This is a genomic window from Daejeonella sp., from assembly GCF_046590655.1.
In the GTDB taxonomy this organism is placed as follows: domain Bacteria; phylum Bacteroidota; class Bacteroidia; order Sphingobacteriales; family Sphingobacteriaceae; genus Daejeonella.
Map to the genome: position 1 here is coordinate 13987 of NZ_JBKJUM010000084.1, position 17128 is coordinate 31114.

Annotated in this window: 15 protein-coding genes; 11 read left to right on the forward strand and 4 right to left on the reverse strand. The window is 42.3% G+C overall.

The window, feature by feature from the left end; translation table 11 throughout:
• Positions 1-20 precede the first annotated feature (20 nt).
• On the forward strand, positions 21-1553 hold the full coding sequence (gene gldM, locus ACLL8Z_RS08160) for a gliding motility protein GldM (protein ID WP_411274277.1): 1533 nt from the start codon (positions 21-23) through the stop codon (positions 1551-1553).
• Between the two features lie 84 nt (positions 1554-1637).
• Positions 1638-2510 (forward strand): gliding motility protein GldN, encoded by an 873-nt coding sequence (gene gldN, locus ACLL8Z_RS08165; RefSeq protein WP_411274278.1) that lies wholly within the window; start codon positions 1638-1640, stop codon positions 2508-2510.
• 251 nt (positions 2511-2761) lie between these two features.
• On the opposite strand, the gene uvrC is transcribed toward gldN, so the two are convergent.
• From uvrC to ACLL8Z_RS08185, 4 genes are all read right to left on the reverse strand, one after another.
• Positions 2762-4576, reverse strand: coding sequence for an excinuclease ABC subunit UvrC (uvrC, locus tag ACLL8Z_RS08170; RefSeq protein ID WP_411274279.1), 1815 nt, complete (start codon positions 4574-4576; stop codon positions 2762-2764).
• A gap of 224 nt (positions 4577-4800) precedes the next feature.
• Positions 4801-7038: a penicillin-binding protein 1A gene (locus ACLL8Z_RS08175; RefSeq protein WP_411274280.1), complete on the reverse strand. Its 2238-nt coding sequence runs from the start codon at positions 7036-7038 to the stop codon at positions 4801-4803.
• A gap of 6 nt (positions 7039-7044) precedes the next feature.
• The gene (locus tag ACLL8Z_RS08180) at positions 7045-9666 is read right to left on the reverse strand and encodes a tetratricopeptide repeat protein (protein WP_411274281.1); all 2622 of its coding nucleotides are present in this window, start codon (positions 9664-9666) and stop codon (positions 7045-7047) included.
• 264 nt (positions 9667-9930) lie between these two features.
• Positions 9931-10314, reverse strand: a complete 384-nt coding sequence (locus tag ACLL8Z_RS08185) for a GIY-YIG nuclease family protein (protein WP_411274282.1) — start codon at positions 10312-10314, stop codon at positions 9931-9933.
• Positions 10315-10667: 353 nt separating this feature from the next.
• On the opposite strand from ACLL8Z_RS08185, the gene ACLL8Z_RS08190 reads away from it, so the two are divergent.
• From ACLL8Z_RS08190 to ACLL8Z_RS08230, 9 genes are all read left to right on the forward strand, one after another.
• Positions 10668-10919, forward strand: coding sequence for an AtpZ/AtpI family protein (locus ACLL8Z_RS08190; RefSeq protein ID WP_411274283.1), 252 nt, complete (start codon positions 10668-10670; stop codon positions 10917-10919).
• Positions 10916-11305 (forward strand): hypothetical protein, encoded by a 390-nt coding sequence (locus tag ACLL8Z_RS08195; protein ID WP_411274284.1) that lies wholly within the window; start codon positions 10916-10918, stop codon positions 11303-11305. Before ACLL8Z_RS08190 ends, ACLL8Z_RS08195 begins: the two co-directional genes overlap by 4 nt.
• A gap of 14 nt (positions 11306-11319) precedes the next feature.
• A complete protein-coding gene (gene atpB / locus ACLL8Z_RS08200; RefSeq protein WP_411274285.1) occupies positions 11320-12462 on the forward strand; it encodes a F0F1 ATP synthase subunit A in 1143 nt (380 codons plus the stop codon).
• A gap of 46 nt (positions 12463-12508) precedes the next feature.
• Positions 12509-12727: an ATP synthase F0 subunit C gene (atpE, locus tag ACLL8Z_RS08205; RefSeq protein WP_411274292.1), complete on the forward strand. Its 219-nt coding sequence runs from the start codon at positions 12509-12511 to the stop codon at positions 12725-12727.
• Positions 12728-12800: 73 nt separating this feature from the next.
• Entirely contained in the window at positions 12801-13313 is a 513-nt protein-coding gene (locus ACLL8Z_RS08210) for a F0F1 ATP synthase subunit B (protein WP_411274286.1), read from the forward strand.
• 147 nt (positions 13314-13460) lie between these two features.
• A complete protein-coding gene (atpH, locus tag ACLL8Z_RS08215; protein ID WP_411274287.1) occupies positions 13461-14000 on the forward strand; it encodes an ATP synthase F1 subunit delta in 540 nt (179 codons plus the stop codon).
• An 87-nt stretch (positions 14001-14087) separates the two neighbouring features.
• Positions 14088-15662, forward strand: a complete 1575-nt coding sequence (gene atpA / locus ACLL8Z_RS08220; protein WP_411274288.1) for a F0F1 ATP synthase subunit alpha — start codon at positions 14088-14090, stop codon at positions 15660-15662.
• Between the two features lie 263 nt (positions 15663-15925).
• Positions 15926-16807 carry an ATP synthase F1 subunit gamma gene (gene atpG, locus ACLL8Z_RS08225; protein ID WP_411274289.1) on the forward strand — a complete coding sequence of 294 codons (882 nt, stop codon included), beginning with the start codon at positions 15926-15928 and terminating at the stop codon, positions 16805-16807.
• Between the two features lie 62 nt (positions 16808-16869).
• Positions 16870-17076 carry a hypothetical protein gene (locus ACLL8Z_RS08230; RefSeq protein WP_411274290.1) on the forward strand — a complete coding sequence of 69 codons (207 nt, stop codon included), beginning with the start codon at positions 16870-16872 and terminating at the stop codon, positions 17074-17076.
• Positions 17077-17128 lie beyond the last annotated feature (52 nt).

Here is a 17128-nt window from a genome sequence, read left to right on the forward strand (position 1 = left end):
ACAATTTTAAATAGAAGTGCATGGCTGGAGGTAAACAAACCCCAAGGCAGAAAATGATCGGAATACTATACCTGGTGCTGCTGGGTTTAGTAGCATTAAATGTTAGTGATTCGATCTTAGAGGCTTTTAAAAACTTAACAGATAGTCTGAATGCATCTTCGCAAAATGTACAAAGCGGTGTGGATGCTACGTATGCCTCATTTGAAGCAACTAAATTGAAGGACGAGCCTGCCCGGGCAAAACCTATTTATGACCGTGCAAAAAAGGCTAGTTCTTATACTGATGCCCTTAATGCTCATGTAGGCGAACTTAAAAAACTGATGGAAACTGAGGGCGGTGGTTATAATGAGACTACTGGTGATATAAGCAAGCGGGATAACCTTGATATTTCACCGCGTTTAATGATTAATCAAAAAAGGGCAACAGTACTTAAAAATAAAATTAACGACACGCGCACAAAACTTCTTGCTTTACTTGATGCAAAGGAACGGCAGGGAATTAATTTTTCACTTCAAGCCATGGACCCACCAAAACGAGGTGCGGTAAACAGATCATGGGAGCAGTCTAACTTTGGTGATGGTATTCCACTGACAGCAGCAATAACGGCTTTAGCAAAGATCCAGGCCGACACTAAGAACGCCGAATCGGAAATGGTCAAACGAATTCTGGGAAAAATGGATCAGGCAGTTGTAAATCTTGACCAATTCTCAGCCGTTGTTGTGGCCCCAACATCCTATTTAATTCAGGGACAGGCTTACACAGCGGAGGTGTTCTTAACAGCATCTGACTCTAAATCCAGTCCCGATATTTCCGTGGGTGGATCCAGACTCGCTATTAAAGACGGAAAAGGTACTTATACTGTGAATACAGGCAGAGAGGGTATTTTTAGCTGGAGCGGTACTGTCCGCGTTAAACAGACAGATGGTTCTATCAAAACATACACTACGCCGATACAAAAATATCAGGTAGCCAGACCTTCTGCAGTGGTATCCCCAGACAAAATGAATGTATTTTATGTAGGTGTGCCTAACCCGGTTTCGGTTTCCGCACCAGGTATCCCGATCGAGAGTTTGGTAGTTTCGATGAGCGGCGGAAATATTTCAGGTTCAAATGGTAAATATACCGTTACCGTGAGTTCACCTGGTACTATTGCAAAAGTTAATGTTTCCGCAAAAATAGGGGGTAAAACTCAGAATATTGGAACATCAGATTTCCGGGTAAAAAGAATTCCCGATCCTATTGCGAAATTTGCAGGTAAGAATTCAGGAACGTTGAGTTCGGTGGTAATCAAAAATTCTAACGCGTTGTTTGCAATTTTAGAGAACTTTGATTTTGACGCTAAATTCCGTGTCACCAAGTTCAGTTTAGTGATAGCAAAACCCCGTGCAGATGTTATTGCACTTACAACAAATGGAAATTCATTCAGTGCTCAAATGCAAGCGGCAATTGCCGGAATTACTCCAGGTTCAAGGGTAATTTTTGACGATATTGTTGCTGTAGGGCCTGATGGGACGCAAAGGCTGCTTCCCGGAATGGTATTCAAAGCAAATTAATTGGTTTAGAATCTACCATCGGCACGCAATTCAAGAATTGAAATACCGTTAATAGATTCACAGCCGACAGTAAAATTATATATTATGAACAAGATAATTTTAGCACTTATTCTTTTCGCAGGAAGCTTTGAGGCTTTTGCCCAATTGCCGAATATGAATAACGCGACTAAGCCGCAACAGGCCGTGCCGGAGAAACCCCTTGATGGTTATTACAAAAAGGAAAATATTCTAAGTGCAAAGGTATCGCCATACGCTAATCTGAGAGAATCAGATGTAATGTTCAGCAAGCGTGTATGGCGTGAGATCGACCTGAGAGAAAAGACCAATATGATCTTTGCATCACCGAAAGCGCGTCTTATCACAATGCTGACCGACGCAATAGCTGCGGGCGAACTTACCGCTTATAGCGCAACAGCCACAAAGGATGATGTTAATGGTGATGAATTCTCTTCGGTATTATCACCGGAAGCTGCTATGGCAACTTTCGCTGATAGTGTGCTTGTTCCGGTATTTGACACTGACGGAAATCAAACGGGTACCCAGGTAAAGCCTGGTGAATTTAATCCTGACAGCATTGTTAAGTTCAGAATAAAAGAAGACTGGATTTTTGATAAGCAACGTTCTGTGTTTGAGCCAAGAATTATTGGTATTGCGCCAATGATCAGAATTCAGGCCGCGGGACAGTCATTTGACGATCAGCCCGCATTTTGGATCTATTTCCCTGAAGCGCGCCATATCATGGTAACTAAAGCAGTGGTTAACAGAGATAATGATGCAAGTGGTCTGAGCTATGACGATATTTTCATGAAGCGAATTTTTTCCAGTTATATTGTCAAAGAATCTAACCCGGAAGATCTTCGTATAAAAGATTATGCAGTGGGAATCGATAAGCTGCATGAGTCAGATCGTGTGAAGAAAGAGCTGATGAACTTTGAGCATGATTTGTGGTCGTATTAAGAGGTACCACCAATTTTAAGCCAAGCGATTACGAAATATAAGATCCTCACTTTCGTGAGGATGACATGTCATTAAACTTAAGGATGAGGACGGGGGCGGCGCAGCCGCCCCCGTCCTCAATTTCGACCAATAACGTTGTCATTCCCGCGCAGGCGGGAACCTGGTGCAGACGCGGCGCAGCTCGCGTCCCCTGGACATTTCAAAATCTGATGGTTTTTTTGTTTCTCGGAAATCCGGTCCGACCTCCGACCTCAGACCTCCAACCTCCGACCTCCGAAGTAGCCCTGTAGTGCCTGAAGCTGGCTTTTATTGATAACCTGAATCAACTCTTCTTCCGTAGCTTCCTTTATTTTCTTCACAGATTTGAAGTGCCTCAGCAGCTTATCCGCAGTGGTCCTCCCAACGCCCGGTATGTTTTCCAATTCAGTGGCGAGCGTTGCTTTATTCCTTTTACTCCGGTGAAATGTTATCCCGAATCGATGGGCTTCGTCGCGTAATTGCTGAATGATCTTTAAAGTTTCCGATTTCTTATCCAGGTACATGGGATACTGATCTCCAGGATAATAGATTTCTTCCAGTCGTTTGGCAATGCCGATCATCGTCACCTGAGTCTCAATTCCAAGCAGCCTTAGACTTTTCATAGCGGAAGATAGCTGTCCCTTACCGCCATCAATTACAATCAGCTGGGGAAGTGGCTGCTCTTCTTCAAGCATCCTCCGATATCTTCTGAAAACTGCCTCTTCCATTGTTGCGAAATCGTCCGGGCCTTCAACGGTTTTGACGTTAAAATGCCTGTAATCCTTTTTGGAAGGCTTTGCATCTCTGAACACAACTATGGCCGAGACTGGGAATTTGCCCTGAAAATTAGAGTTATCAAAACATTCGATATGTCGTGGAAGCTGATTCAGGCGCAAGTCTTTCATCATTTGGGTTAAGAGCCTGTCAGTCCTTATTTCGGGGTTTAATTTTTCGTATTGTTCGAGTTTTTCCCGCTTGAAGAACATCACATTTTTCTGAGAGAGATCCAATAGCTTCCGTTTCTCTCCGAGCTTCGGTACATTCACCCGCATGCCGGAATCACTCAGGTCCAGATCAAACGGTACAATAATTTCTTTTGAAGTACTGCTGAATCTGGTTCTGAATTCAAAAATTGCTATGGTTAAAAGCTCCTCATCAGTTTCGTCCAGCCGCTTTTTCATCTCTAGCGTTTGAGTCTGTATGACAGTACCGTTCATTACCTTGAGGTAATTTACGAATGCATGTTTATCATCCGTAGCGATGCTAAAGACATCGACATCAGTAATCGATGAATTCACAATGGTCGACTTACTCTGATATCGGTCCAGCAGGTCGTATTTTCGTTTCAATCTGTGGGATAGCTCAAAGTTAAGTTCTGCGACAGAGGTGTCGAGCTGGTTTTTAAGCCGCCTGACTACTGCGCTCGTCTTCCCGTTAAGGATATCTTTGATCTCTGATATATTCTGATCATAATCGTCGTCTGTCTGAAATGCCTGACATGGTCCTTTGCAATTCCCGATCTGGTATTCAAGGCAGACCCTGAATTTTCCGGCGAGAATATTAGGCTGGGTCAAAGGAAGATTGCATGTGCGTAAAGGATAAATTTCCTTGATCATTCCTAAAATAGTATGCATCATGCTTATCGATGCATAGGGCCCAAAATAAGTTGAGCCGTCCCGGATGATCTTTCTCGTCCAGAAGATGCGCGGAAAAGGCTCATTTTTGATGATAATCCAGGGGTAGGTCTTATCGTCTTTTAGAAGGACATTATATTTGGGCTGATGTTTCTTGATGAGGCTGTTTTCAAGCAGCCAGGCGTCAATCTCCGTATCAACAATTGTGAATGTTACACGATTTATTTTGCTTATAAGCACCCGCGTTTTCGCGTTTACGCGATAATTGTCTTTGTTGAAATAGGATGAAACACGATTCTTTAGATTTTTTGCCTTGCCTATATAAATGAGTTCATCGCTTACCGACCAGAATTGGTAAATACCCGGTTTAGGAGGGATATTTTTTATAACGGCGCGATGATCGAAATTTTCCATGTATTATTATTTCTCATTGGACAGAGTTTAATCCACCCCCCCGCCAGCGGGGGACACTGGGCGCTTAGGCAAAACTGCTATTTATCTTAAATTCATATTTATCCTCAAGTCTTTTTTATACGATTTGCCCAGGCATCATGCTATCCCCCGCTGGCGGGGGTAGGGGTGGATTAGAGGTGTTGTCATTGCGAGCGAAGCGAAGCCTGCCTACCGCAGGCAGCCAATCAAAACCCCAGCTTCTTATCCAACTCCGTCTCTCCAGATTGCTCCCTGGAATAAGCCCCGCAATCCAGGGTTGTCGTTACACCGCCCTTGGGAACAGGGAAGTCGCCCTTGGTGTAGTTAAGCGTTTTATCAGCGTAAACCTTTTGCATATAAAGCCCAAAAATAGGCAGCGCCGTGTTTGCGCCTTCACCGAAGTCGGTGGAGGAAAAGTGTATTGCCCGGTCTTCAGCTCCTGTCCACACACCCGTAACAAGCTGAGGCGTAATGCCCATAAACCACCCGTCGGAGTTGTTATTTGTGGTACCGGTTTTCCCGCCTATGGGGTTAGTGAGTTTGTATTTCCAGCCCAATCGTACGCCTGTGCCCTCCCTGATAACAGCCTTTAACATATCCGTCATAACGTAGGCCGTTTGCTCATCTAATACAACCTTTATTCTTGGCTTGCGTTCGTAGATAACGTTACCATTTTTATCTTCAACCCGAAGAAGATAAATCGGCTCCGTCCAGATGCCATGGTTAACAAACACGGAATAGGCACCCACCATATCATATACTGAAGCTTCAAATGAGCCTAACGCTATTGAAGGAAAAGCAGGAACCGGGCTGGTAATTCCCATATTTTTTGTCATAGTCGATACAGCGGTTGAGCCCACCTGGCTCATCAGGAACATAGTAGCATTATTTTGCGAATGTGCCAATGCTTTCTTCAGGGTAATAGGTCCCGGCAGTGATTTATAAGCTCTCGGATTATAGGTGGTGCCATCGCCCGCATCAATGCTTACAGGTTGGTTGTCGACCATATAACAAGGTGAATATCCGCCATTTCCAATTGCGACAGCATAGGTAAATGGTTTGGCTGTTGAACCCACCTGCCGTGTACCTACCTTTACCTGATCGTATTTAAAATGATTAAAATCTATCCCGCCCACCCAGGCACGAACGTAACCCGATTGGGGTTCCATCGACATGACAGCATTTCGTAACATCAACTTATAGTACTTTATCGAGTCCATAGGTTTCATTAAGGTGTCTATCTCACCACGCCAGCTGAAAATAGTCATCTTTGCTGGTGTCCTGAAATCTTCAATTATTTCCTGTTCGGTTTTTCCTTCTTCTTTCAAAGCCCGGTAGCGGTCCGAACGCTTCATTCCCTGGTCGATCAATCCCTTGGCTTCTTCGAAATCAAAAGGATCGCGGCCCTTCCAGGAGTTATTGAAGCTAACCTGAAGAGTTTTCATATACTGCTTCTGGGCCTCTTCCGCATAGTGCTGCATGCGTGAGTTAATCGTAGTATAAATCTTTAAGCCATCCCGGTCGAGATCGTAAGGTGTATTGTCTGCTTTGTATATGCTATTTTCTTCGAGAGTCCTTTGAATGTCTTTTTTAAGGACTGCCCGGAAGTAAGCCGCTGATCCGTCGGCATGGTCAGTGGGATTAAACGCAAGGCCTAAAGGGAGTCGTTTTAATCGTTCGGACTCTTCATCGCTGATATAACTTGCTTTATTCATATTCTCCAGCACCGTATTCCGGCGAAATACTGCCCGATCGGGGTTTCTGTGCGGATTGTAGAATGACGGTCCTTTAAGCATCCCGATAAGTATAGCAGCCTGATGGGGTTCCAACTTATCGGGAGTTGTGCTGAAGTATGTTCTTGCCGCAGATTTGATCCCGTAAGTATTGTAAGAGCCAAAATCTACCGTGTTCAAATACATGGTAAGAATTTCTTCCTTGGTATATTGTCGCTCAAGCTTCACTGCAACGATGAGTTCCTGGGACTTCTGTATGAGTCGTTTTAAGAAGGTTCTGGATCTACCTTCCGCTGAAAACATATTTAACGCAAGCTGTTGTGTAATGGTACTCGCGCCCTGTCTCTTGCCGATCAGATTATAAAAAATAATGGTGAATGTCCGTTTGAAGTCGATACCCGAGTGATTGTAAAACCTGATATCTTCAGTAGCAATTAACGCGTTGATCACATTAGGGGAAATCTCATCATACCGAACGTTTGATCGGTTCTGAACATAATATGTACCCAGTACAACGTTATCATCCGAAATAACTTCTGAAGCCTGATTACTCTTAGGATTTTCAAGAGCTCGAAGATCGGGCAGGGTTCCAAATAAGCCCAGTCCAATACTGAAAATCAGAATAGCACCAAACGCAATTATTCCTATTATCCACTTCCAGAAGCTGATTGTATAGCGATTTATATCTTGCTGAGTTAAATGCTTATTCATCTGTTGTTACTCATAATTGCTTTTATAAAACTCGACATACCGATCGAGCAAAGCTCTGTCACTTATTTTGTCCAGGTTCTGCTGGTTTATGAAAAATGTACTGTATTTGGACGCCGGGATCTTCATGATCTCTTTTATCATGGGATTGATGCTGTTAAAATAATTCTGAGCAGCATCCCTGCCTTCAAACGGGCCTACAAATATAAGCTGGTTTTCCCGGTTCACATTCTTTAACTGATGTTTAACAACGGCCTGCGGCAAATTAATCCGGTTAAATTGTCCGATACCGAAACGTGAAGAGCTCAAATTTACCACGGGATCGGAAATATTCACAACAAAATAAAATAATGCAGCTTCCTCCTTAACAAAGAAGCCAGCTTCTACTACAGGTGAATTCACTACTGGATTCAGAGCATCAGTATTTGAAACAGGACGGGGTTCACTGATTATTGCTGTAGGACTCACAGCAGGGATATTTTGGATGATTGGTTCCTGAACAAATCTATCCCTGGCCGGATCATTATCTACAAGAGCTACTACGCGCTCACTCAGCATGAGCCTGTTCGAATTTATAAAATCCAGATGTTCCTTTACAAGCGGCACTATCAATTTATCCTCAGGATAGGCATTTATCAGCTCTTTGAAAGCTTTCTCAAGCTCCGGCAGCTTCTGTGTGCGACCTACAGCTAATGACCTGAGGTAATCCAGCTGGGCAGGCAGGGCGCGACCTGTAAATTTCGTTCCGTAACTATTAATGTGCGTTAGAACCCCACTATACTTTTTGTCCAGATAAAGATCATAGGCATCATTGTAGAAGCGATTGAAAGCAATTTCCTGTTCGTCTGAACGCTGGTTATACTGCGGATCAAGGATTGTCTTTGCAAAGGGTGAATCCGCGAAATCCTTAAGCAGGATATTCTTAAATTCCTCTGAACGCTGCGGATCAATGCTTAAGTTTAGCCTGTATAGATTATAATAAACAGCAAGTTTATTAGAGTTTTCAGGGAAACGTTTTAAAAGTTTTTCATAAGTGCTCAAAGCTTGTGCTGTGTCCAGCGAAACATCACGGTAATAATTTCCAATATCGTAAAAAGCTGAAGCTATCTTCTGGTCCGAAATCAACTTTTGCTCCGAAGATAGCGGTACTCCCTCGATAAATGTTCTCCTTATGGTTTCTATGTTTGCCGCAGTAGCGTCCGGACCAGGCTGCTGGAAAGGGTTGTTTGTTATCGCCTGGTCCGGACTAACAGCAGATGTTACATCGGATGCAGATTTCTGGCTTCTCCTCCAGTTATCTTCCAGTTTCCTGCTACCCCAGCGCCTTTTGAAATCAATGAGTCCCTGATTGAGGGCAACAGAATTGCTGAAATAGAATTTTCCCTCTCTAACGCTATTTGCCAGGGCTTGAGTAGGTCCTGGCAGACTAGAATTTGCCGTGTTTGCTGTAGAATTCATCGCTTTTAAGGACTGCTCACGGACCAGCACTCCAATTCGTAAATCCCTTTCAGCCTCGGGAAGGCTCGCAAGCATCTGCAAGGTGTCTTGCTGTGAAATAGTTGTAAGCCTGTCGGCAAGCAATTCAAGGTTTTCTGCCTTTTTACTAATCAGTGCGAAACCAGGGTAGGTTTTTGGAAGTACAGACAATGTGCTGTCATAGTAAACTTTAGCCCGAACAAAATCAGACTGATCGAAATAAATCTCCGCAAGCTTCTGATAAGAGAGGCCCTTTTGAGTTATATTTTTTGTGCTGTTTTTGATTGAAGAATTATAATTTTCTATGGCTTGTGCAAGTTTCTTATCCTGAGCGTACGTGTTCGCAATTTGAAAATAGATCTGATCAATAAAATCCCGGTTTTTATCGTCTTTGAGAAGTGAACTTAAGCGTTGCGACCGGCTGACCTTATTTCCACTTTGCTCATCTCGTATGCCGATGCGACTAAGATTCGCATTAAAGGCCATATCGAAAGGTGCATTGCTCTTCACAACTTCTGTATAATTGTCATATGCATCCTCCATGTTTTTGTTTACTTGCTGTAGCTGCGCAAGAAGGTAAATCCAGCGAATCTTATTCTGCCGGTTTCGCGCAAATTTAATTGCCTGCTCCAGCAATTTTATTGCCTGTTCATCTTCCTGGGCATAAAGGTGTAGCTGTGCCCTGGTGGCAAAAATATCGGCAACAGACTCCTTTTCCGTCTCGATGTACTTTAGAGCTGTATCAAGGGTGCTTTCGGCTTCTTCATATCGTTCAGATTGAATAAGGGAGCGGGCTTTCCACGCAAGTGCAGCCTGCCTCAATTCTTTTTCGTCAGGATAAGATTTGTATACGTAGGTAAAAAATTCGGAAGCATTGTAGAAGTTTGCTTTCAGGTGATTTGCCTTGGCAATCAAGAAATAGGCATCGTCTACATAACTGCTAAGTGATTTTTCATTAGCAATAACATTGGCTTTCAATATCGCCTGGTCAAGGTTTTTTATCTCGCCCTGTGCTGTCGCCTCGAGAGGTTCCTTATAGACTGAAATAAGACGTTCATAATCATCAACCGTAACAAACTGAATATTTCGTTCACTTTCGTCAACCAGTTCGTTCGCATTGTAAAGGATATTAAAATTCGCAGTTAAGTTCTGCATTCCCCGGCTCGCAACAGTTTGTTTCTGAGAATCGCATGCGGCAAACTCAAAACATAAAATGCAGAAGAATAACAGGTTAAAATAAGGAATTAGAGTGTTTGATCTCAAATCGGCTGCTGCTTATATTTATATAAACAAAATCTATGCAAAGATATTTTATTCATGGAGGAATTTGGTATGTAAATGATAATGTTTTGGGTCCCTCGCTTCGCTAGTTAACGTTTTGGAGGTGATTTTTCGGCAGGAGGTCCCTCGCTATGCTGTTTAACGTTTTAGGGGTGATTTTTTGGCAGGAGGTCCCTCGCTATGCTTCGGGATGACGATCGCAGCGCGGTGGGGGGGGTGGGGGGATTTCTTTTGAATTTCACCCCATAGGTCGTTCCATGCGGGGTTGGTTGCATTGATTAGTTGGTTCTTCTTTTCACGGCGCCATTTTTTAAGCTCTTTTTCTCTGCTGATTGCTTCCATGATAGTCGGAAAGCGTTCATAATAAATGCAGTAAGTAAGATTGTATTTGGAAGTGAAACTATCAGGATAGAAATGTTGCCGGTGTTGAAACACCCTTTCACGAAGGTTGGAGGTGACACCAATATAAAGGGTAGTTTTATATTTATTAGTCATCATATAAACGTAGCCACCTTTAGTCATAATGGAAGTTAACACCCAAGCATATTTGATAGAAATCCGTTTAATTAATGGTACAAAAGAGTTAGTGATTGGAACAATTTCGACGAGCGAAGTGATATTTCCTCTTTTAATACAAATGTGCCGCGAGCCCGCCTGCCGGCCGGCAGGGAGAAATCTACCTTTCACCCAAAAAAACGCCCGCCGTCATCCCGAAGCGAAGCGAGGGACCTCATCGTACGTTGACGTAACTGGTAATTTCATATCTAAGGCGAAGCAAGCGATCTCAAGAATAACCTGGCTTCCCGCAATCAAACCATTATTAATAACCCTAAACCCTAATATTATTAATAATTTTACCCCTTGAACCTATCCCCATGGAAAACCAACCCCACAAGCCCGAAATCAACCCACCCGAAGATCTCGATTCCCAGAAAAGAGCCCTCGGCTCCTACGCAAAATATACTGGTGTTGCTTTTCAAATGATGGCCATTATTGGAGCTTCCGCATTTATCGGGTATAAGATCGATCAATACTACGATCATAAAACCCAGTGGGTAACAGCGCTTGCCTGTGTTCTGGGTGTTTGCCTTTCCATTTATCAGACCATCAGGCAATTAAAATCATGAGTACGATTAAATTCCTGATATACTTTATCCTCTTCAATATCTTTTTAAGTATGGCTCCGCTTGTTGCTGAGAATCTATACGAAAACCTTGACCTTCTGATTCCCCGTTTCTGGAATATGTTTGCCGTGTTCAGCATCCTTACTTTGGTCATTTACCTTTTCGCTTCCTGGAGAATGAAAGTGAGTATCAAATCATCGGGCCAGGCTTTACTCGCAAGTATCGCCGTAAAGCTCCTTTTATACATGGTAATAGCCTTTGTTTATATTACCCAAAACACGGTTAATCCGGCTAAATTTATCATCTGTTTTTTTTATCTATATTTCTTTCATACAGTGTTTGAAATTTATTGTTTGTTGTGTAACTTGCGCAACCAAAATTTTAAGTAAATTCCTTATAATAAATGGATTTGAGCCATATTTTCAATTCAAAAAAATTCTTCAGCATTTCATTTTGTGCGGTTTTATTTTCATTGCTGAACGTTTCGGCTTATTCACAGGAGCATACTGCCGCAGATACAGCACACGCTGAAACCTCAGTTGCACATGCTGAAGGTGAAGAAAAAGAAGAAGATATTTCTCAGATGATCCTGCATCACATTGCCGACTCGCACGAGTGGCATTTCTTTGGGGATGTTTCGGTTCCTTTACCAGTTATATTATACACGCAGAATGGTCTTGTTACCTTTCTTTCTAATAAATATGGACACAATGATCATGGTACCGAAGTTTTCGAAGCGAATGGTACTAAGCTTGTAAATTATCATGGGAAGTTCTATTATCCTTCAGTAACGAAAAGTGCTGATGGTACATACATCGCACACGATTCCAAGGGCGACATTTTAAATGCAAAGCCATTTGATATTTCAATCACCAAAAACGTTGTATCCTTATTAATATCCGTTACAGTTCTTCTGATTGTATTCATCGGCATCGCAAACGCTTACAAGAAGCGTGAAGGAAAAGCCCCGAAAGGTTTGCAGTCTATTCTGGAGCCTATCATTCTATTTGTGCGTGATGATATTGCTAAACCACAGTTGGGTCACCGGTACAAAGGCTTTATGCCTTACCTGCTAACCGTATTCTTTTTCGTATGGTTAAATAATTTGATGGGATTAATTCCTTTCTTTCCGGGAGGGGCCAACTTAACTGGTAATATCGCAGTAACCATGATGCTTGCTCTGACTACGTTTGTATTAACAACTGTAAACGGGAACAAGAATTACTGGGGACATGTATTCACTCCACATGTTCCATGGTGGTTATATCCGTTAATGATCCCTGTTGAAATTATTGGGCTTTTTACCAAGCCAATTGCATTGATGATTCGTTTATTCGCAAACATCACCGCAGGCCATATTTTGATCCTGAGTTTGATCTCATTGATCTTTATTATAAAGAGCGTGCTGGTTGCCGGAGTGGCAATTCCGTTCGTGCTATTTATCAGTGTTATTGAGCTGGTTGTAGGTTTTATCCAGGCATTCATTTTCACCATTTTGTCGGCCCTGTTTATAGGGATGGCGGTGGAAGAGCATGCTGAGCATTAATATGAATTATTTTTTTGTTTAATATATATTTAAAAATCAGATTATGATCGTTGGAAGTATCGCTGGTATTGGTGCAGGATTAGCTGCTATCGGAGCAGGCATTGGTATCGGAAACATTGGTGGTAAAGCTATGGAAGGTATGGCCCGCCAACCGGAAGCAGCATCTAAAATTCAAACAGCTATGTTGATCGCGGCGGCATTCGTTGAGGCGGTTGCTCTATTTGCTGTAGTTGTTGCGTTCTTAGGAACCGGAAACGTAAACTAATTAAAATAAGGCTTGTGCGATTGGCACCGGCCTTATTTTATTATTTTGATTGATATATTAAATATATAAGATAATGACATTACTGGCATTAAACCCATTAGTATCACCGGATCCGGGTTTATTCATCTGGTCGACAGTAGCTTTCTTGATACTGTTCTTTCTCCTGAGCAAATTCGCCTGGAAACCTATTGTACAGGCACTTGATGAGCGTGAACGCTCAATTGAAGATGCTTTGTCGAAGGCGGAAATGGCAAAGGCAGAAATGGCCAAGCTGATCAGCGAAAACGAAGATCTTTTAAGAGAAGCTCGTTTGGAACGTGATAATATTTTGAAAGAAGCTAAAGAAATTAAAGATCAGATCATTCATGACGCTAAAGATTCAGCGAAAGTTGAAGGCGCGAAGCTAATTGAAGCAGCAAAAACGGAAATTACAAACCAAAAGCTATCCGCTATGGCTGAGATTAAAAATCAGGTTTCAACATTATCTCTTGAAATCGCTGAAAAAGTATTGCGCAAGCAGCTGGAAGATCAGGATAAACAGCAGGAGCTGGTTAAAGAGCTGTTAAAGGAAGTAAAACTTAATTAGAAGGAAGTTGTACGTTATACGTTGTACGTTGTACGTTTTACGTCGTAAGTCGATATCCGAACAGCCTGGCAACTGGAAACGGGTAACTGGTAACCACCAACTAACAACGAACCCGCCTGCCGGTAGGTAGGCAACCAATAAAAAAATATGTCAGAAATACAAGTTGCATCACGTTACGCAAAATCTCTAATCGACCTGGCAGGGGAACAACGTTCTGTTGAGGAAGTTAAAGGAGATATTGAGCTGTTTCTTGAAACGTGCAGGGAGAATCCTGAGCTGCAGGCAATTTTGAAAAATCCGATTATTAGCCTGGATAAAAAGACTAACATTCTTGATGGATTGTTTTCGGGAAAGGTGCATGAGATGATTCTTTCTTTTTTTAAGATAGTGATCAGGAAAGGCCGGTCTGGAATATTATTTGCCACTGCAAAAGAATTTATCAACCAGTATAATGTACTTAATAATGTAGTTAAGGCAACGGTTACTTCAGCAGCTCCTTTAAGCCAGGAAAATATCAGTAAGATTGAAGAGGTCGTTAAGCAATCCACCAAAGGCGAGGTTGTTTTAAGTTCAGTTGTTGATCCTAAACTTATCGGTGGATTTATTCTGAAAGTAGGAGATAAGCAATTTGATACAAGTATATCAAGCAAGCTGAATAAACTCAGAAAAGAATTCGAACAACGCTAAAAATATACCCCAAACCCTATAAGAGATTGTGTGCTTCCTTTGGGGACGGAAGCAGAAGATTTACAACATTAAAAACAAAATACTACTATGGTAGAGGTAAGACCAGATGAAGTTTCGGCGATCTTAAGACAACAACTGTCAGGCTTTAAGTCGGAAGCCGAGCTCGAAGAGGTTGGTACCGTGTTACAGGTGGGTGACGGTATTGCCCGCGTATACGGATTAACTAAAGTTCAATCAGGCGAGCTTGTTGAATTTGATAACGGTTTACAGGGTATCGTATTGAATCTTGAAGAAGATAATGTGGGTGTGGTACTACTTGGCGCTTTCGATGAGATCAAAGAAGGTGATACAGTAAAGCGCACCAATAAAATTGCTTCCATCAAAGTTGGTGAAGGCATGCTTGGCCGTGTGGTAAATACATTAGGCCAGCCAATCGATGGTAAAGGCGCGATCACAGGCGAAACATTTGAAATGCCTTTAGAGCGTAAAGCTCCGGGTGTAATTTATCGTCAGCCGGTTACTGAGCCTCTACAAACAGGTATCAAGGCTATCGATGCAATGATTCCTATCGGACGTGGTCAGCGTGAGTTGGTGATCGGTGATCGTCAAACAGGTAAAACTGCGGTTTGTATCGATACGATCATTAACCAGAAAGAATTTTACGAAGCAGGAAAACCTGTATTCTGTATATATGTTGCAATCGGCCAGAAGAACTCAACGGTTGCTCAGATCCTGAAAGTATTGGAAGAGAATGGCGCAATGCCATACACTGTGATCGTAGCTGCGTCTGCTGCTGATCCTGCTCCAATGCAGTTTTACGCTCCGTTTGCGGGTGCTGCTATTGGTGAATTCTTCCGCGATACGGGCAGGCCAGCTTTGATCGTTTATGATGATCTTTCAAAACAAGCCGTTTCTTACCGAGAGGTGTCATTGCTTCTTCGTCGTCCTCCGGGCCGTGAAGCGTATCCAGGTGACGTTTTCTACCTTCACAGTCGTTTACTTGAGCGTGCTGCAAAGATCAACCAGAATGATTCAATTGCTCAGGCAATGAATGACCTTCCGGAGTCGATCAGACATATTGTTAAAGGCGGCGGCTCACTAACAGCGCTACCGATTATCGAGACACAAGCTGGTGACGTTTCTGCATATATCCCTACCAACGTAATTTCCATTACCGATGGTCAGATCTTCCTTGAGTCGAATTTGTTCAACGCGGGTGTTCGTCCGGCAATCAACGTCGGTATCTCGGTATCACGTGTGGGTGGTAACGCACAGATTAAGTCGATGAAGAAAGTTGCAGGTACACTAAAGCTTGACCAGGCACAGTATCGGGAGCTGGAGGCATTCTCTAAGTTCGGTTCCGACCTTGATGCAGCTACGAAATCAGTGCTTGATAAAGGTGCCCGTAACGTGGAATTATTAAAACAGGCACAGTTTTCACCAGAGCCGGTTGAGAAACAAGTTGCCATTCTTTATATAGGTACCAAAAACCTGATGCGTAATGTTCCTGTAAATAAAGTAAAAGCTTTCGAAGCAGAATTTATTCAGCAATTAGAGCAGCGTCATCCTGAGGTTTTACAAGGCCTTAAAGCTGGAAAACTGGACGATGAAATTACCAAAGCGCTGGAGACAGTTGCTAAGGAATTAGGAGAGAAATACTAAGGGAGTTATACGTTTTACGTTATACGTTGTACGTTTTTGGGGCGGGATTCTTAGAGTTTACAACTTATAGATAAGACTGATAACTTACATGAGACCATTGAAGAATTCTAGGTTTAGATAAAAAGGTTAAGAATCGATTTTTTATGAATGACATCTTATTAGTAGGGTATAGTAAAAAATTGAAAGTTATAAGTTTTAGGCAAAGTTTTAGGAATCGGTTTCTAAAACGTATAACGTACAACGTATAACTTACAACTCACAATATGGCTAATTTAAAAGAAGTAAGAAACCGTATAGCATCCGTTACCTCAACGCAACAGATCACTAAGGCCATGAAGATGGTTTCGGCTGCTAAGTTGAAAAGGGCGACCAGTGCTATTATCCAGTTAAGGCCTTACGCCAACAAGATGCGGGATATCCTGACTAACCTCTCGGCGAGTCTGGAAGAATCTAATTCTCCGTTCATACAGGAACGGGAGCCGAATAAAGTACTGATCATCACGATTTCTTCTAACCGTGGTCTTGCAGGTGCATTCAACATGAATGTAATTAAGACCGCGAACAAACTCATTTCCGAAAAATATTCTGAGCAATACCGTAATGGCAATGTTCAAATTGTTGCGATTGGTAAGAAAGTTCAGGATTTTTATGAGAAACGTAAATACAAGGTTATAGGTAATAACAATGAGCTGTACAGCGATCTTACGTTTGAAAATGCTTCCAAGATCACTGAAGCGATAATGGCTGGGTTTGCTAAGGGTGAATACGACAGGGTGGAGTTAGTTTACAACCTGTTTAAAAATGCGGCTGTTCAAATCCTTACTACTGAACAATTATTGCCGGTGCCGAAAGCTGCAGCTTTATTAGAAAGCAAAACCCAAACGGATTATATTCTGGAGCCATCTCAGGAAGAAATTGTGGAGCAGTTAATACCGAAATCTATTAAGACGCAGGTTTATAAAGCCATACTTGATTCCCATGCCTCAGAGCACGGAGCGCGTATGACAGCAATGGACAAAGCAACTGAAAATGCCGGCGACTTGCTCAAAGCGTTGAAACTTTCTTACAATCAGGCAAGGCAGGCGGCTATTACCACCGAACTTACTGAAATTGTGAGCGGTGCGGCAGCATTATCAAACGGATAAACTCAGATAGAATTTTAAACTGTAAAATAGATTAGTATTTTCGTACATCTCAAACACAGCACATGGAAGAAACATATAAAAACAAACACACAGAAGAGTCAAATGACCCTGCTCATTACAACCTGATCGTAATTGGAATTGTAGTTGGCCTGATTGGCGTATTTCTTCGTTTCGCAGGAAGCTGGATGTTTATAGATGCCATTTCTAATATCTTGCTAATAATCGGAATCGTTATTTCCCTTAAGGCGGTATTGAGGATATTGAAGTAACGAAATTTCTTTTTAAATAGGAAGCCTGTAACGGAAAGTTATGGGCTTTTTT

Bases quoted from the DNA above. Each gene is read 5' to 3' on its own strand.
- gldM (WP_411274277.1), top strand. From the start codon at position 21: ATGGCTGGAGGTAAACAAACCCCAAGGCAGAAAATGATCGGAATACTA.
- gldN (WP_411274278.1), top strand. From the start codon at position 1,638: ATGAACAAGATAATTTTAGCACTTATTCTTTTCGCAGGAAGCTTTGAG.
- uvrC (WP_411274279.1), bottom strand. From the start codon at position 4,576: ATGGAAAATTTCGATCATCGCGCCGTTATAAAAAATATCCCTCCTAAA.
- ACLL8Z_RS08175 (WP_411274280.1), bottom strand. From the start codon at position 7,038: ATGAATAAGCATTTAACTCAGCAAGATATAAATCGCTATACAATCAGC.
- ACLL8Z_RS08180 (WP_411274281.1), bottom strand. From the start codon at position 9,666: ATGCAGAACTTAACTGCGAATTTTAATATCCTTTACAATGCGAACGAA.
- ACLL8Z_RS08185 (WP_411274282.1), bottom strand. From the start codon at position 10,314: ATGACTAAAGGTGGCTACGTTTATATGATGACTAATAAATATAAAACT.
- ACLL8Z_RS08190 (WP_411274283.1), top strand. From the start codon at position 10,668: ATGGAAAACCAACCCCACAAGCCCGAAATCAACCCACCCGAAGATCTC.
- ACLL8Z_RS08195 (WP_411274284.1), top strand. From the start codon at position 10,916: ATGAGTACGATTAAATTCCTGATATACTTTATCCTCTTCAATATCTTT.
- atpB (WP_411274285.1), top strand. From the start codon at position 11,320: ATGGATTTGAGCCATATTTTCAATTCAAAAAAATTCTTCAGCATTTCA.
- ACLL8Z_RS08210 (WP_411274286.1), top strand. From the start codon at position 12,801: ATGACATTACTGGCATTAAACCCATTAGTATCACCGGATCCGGGTTTA.
- atpH (WP_411274287.1), top strand. From the start codon at position 13,461: ATGTCAGAAATACAAGTTGCATCACGTTACGCAAAATCTCTAATCGAC.
- atpA (WP_411274288.1), top strand. From the start codon at position 14,088: ATGGTAGAGGTAAGACCAGATGAAGTTTCGGCGATCTTAAGACAACAA.
- atpG (WP_411274289.1), top strand. From the start codon at position 15,926: ATGGCTAATTTAAAAGAAGTAAGAAACCGTATAGCATCCGTTACCTCA.
- ACLL8Z_RS08230 (WP_411274290.1), top strand. From the start codon at position 16,870: ATGGAAGAAACATATAAAAACAAACACACAGAAGAGTCAAATGACCCT.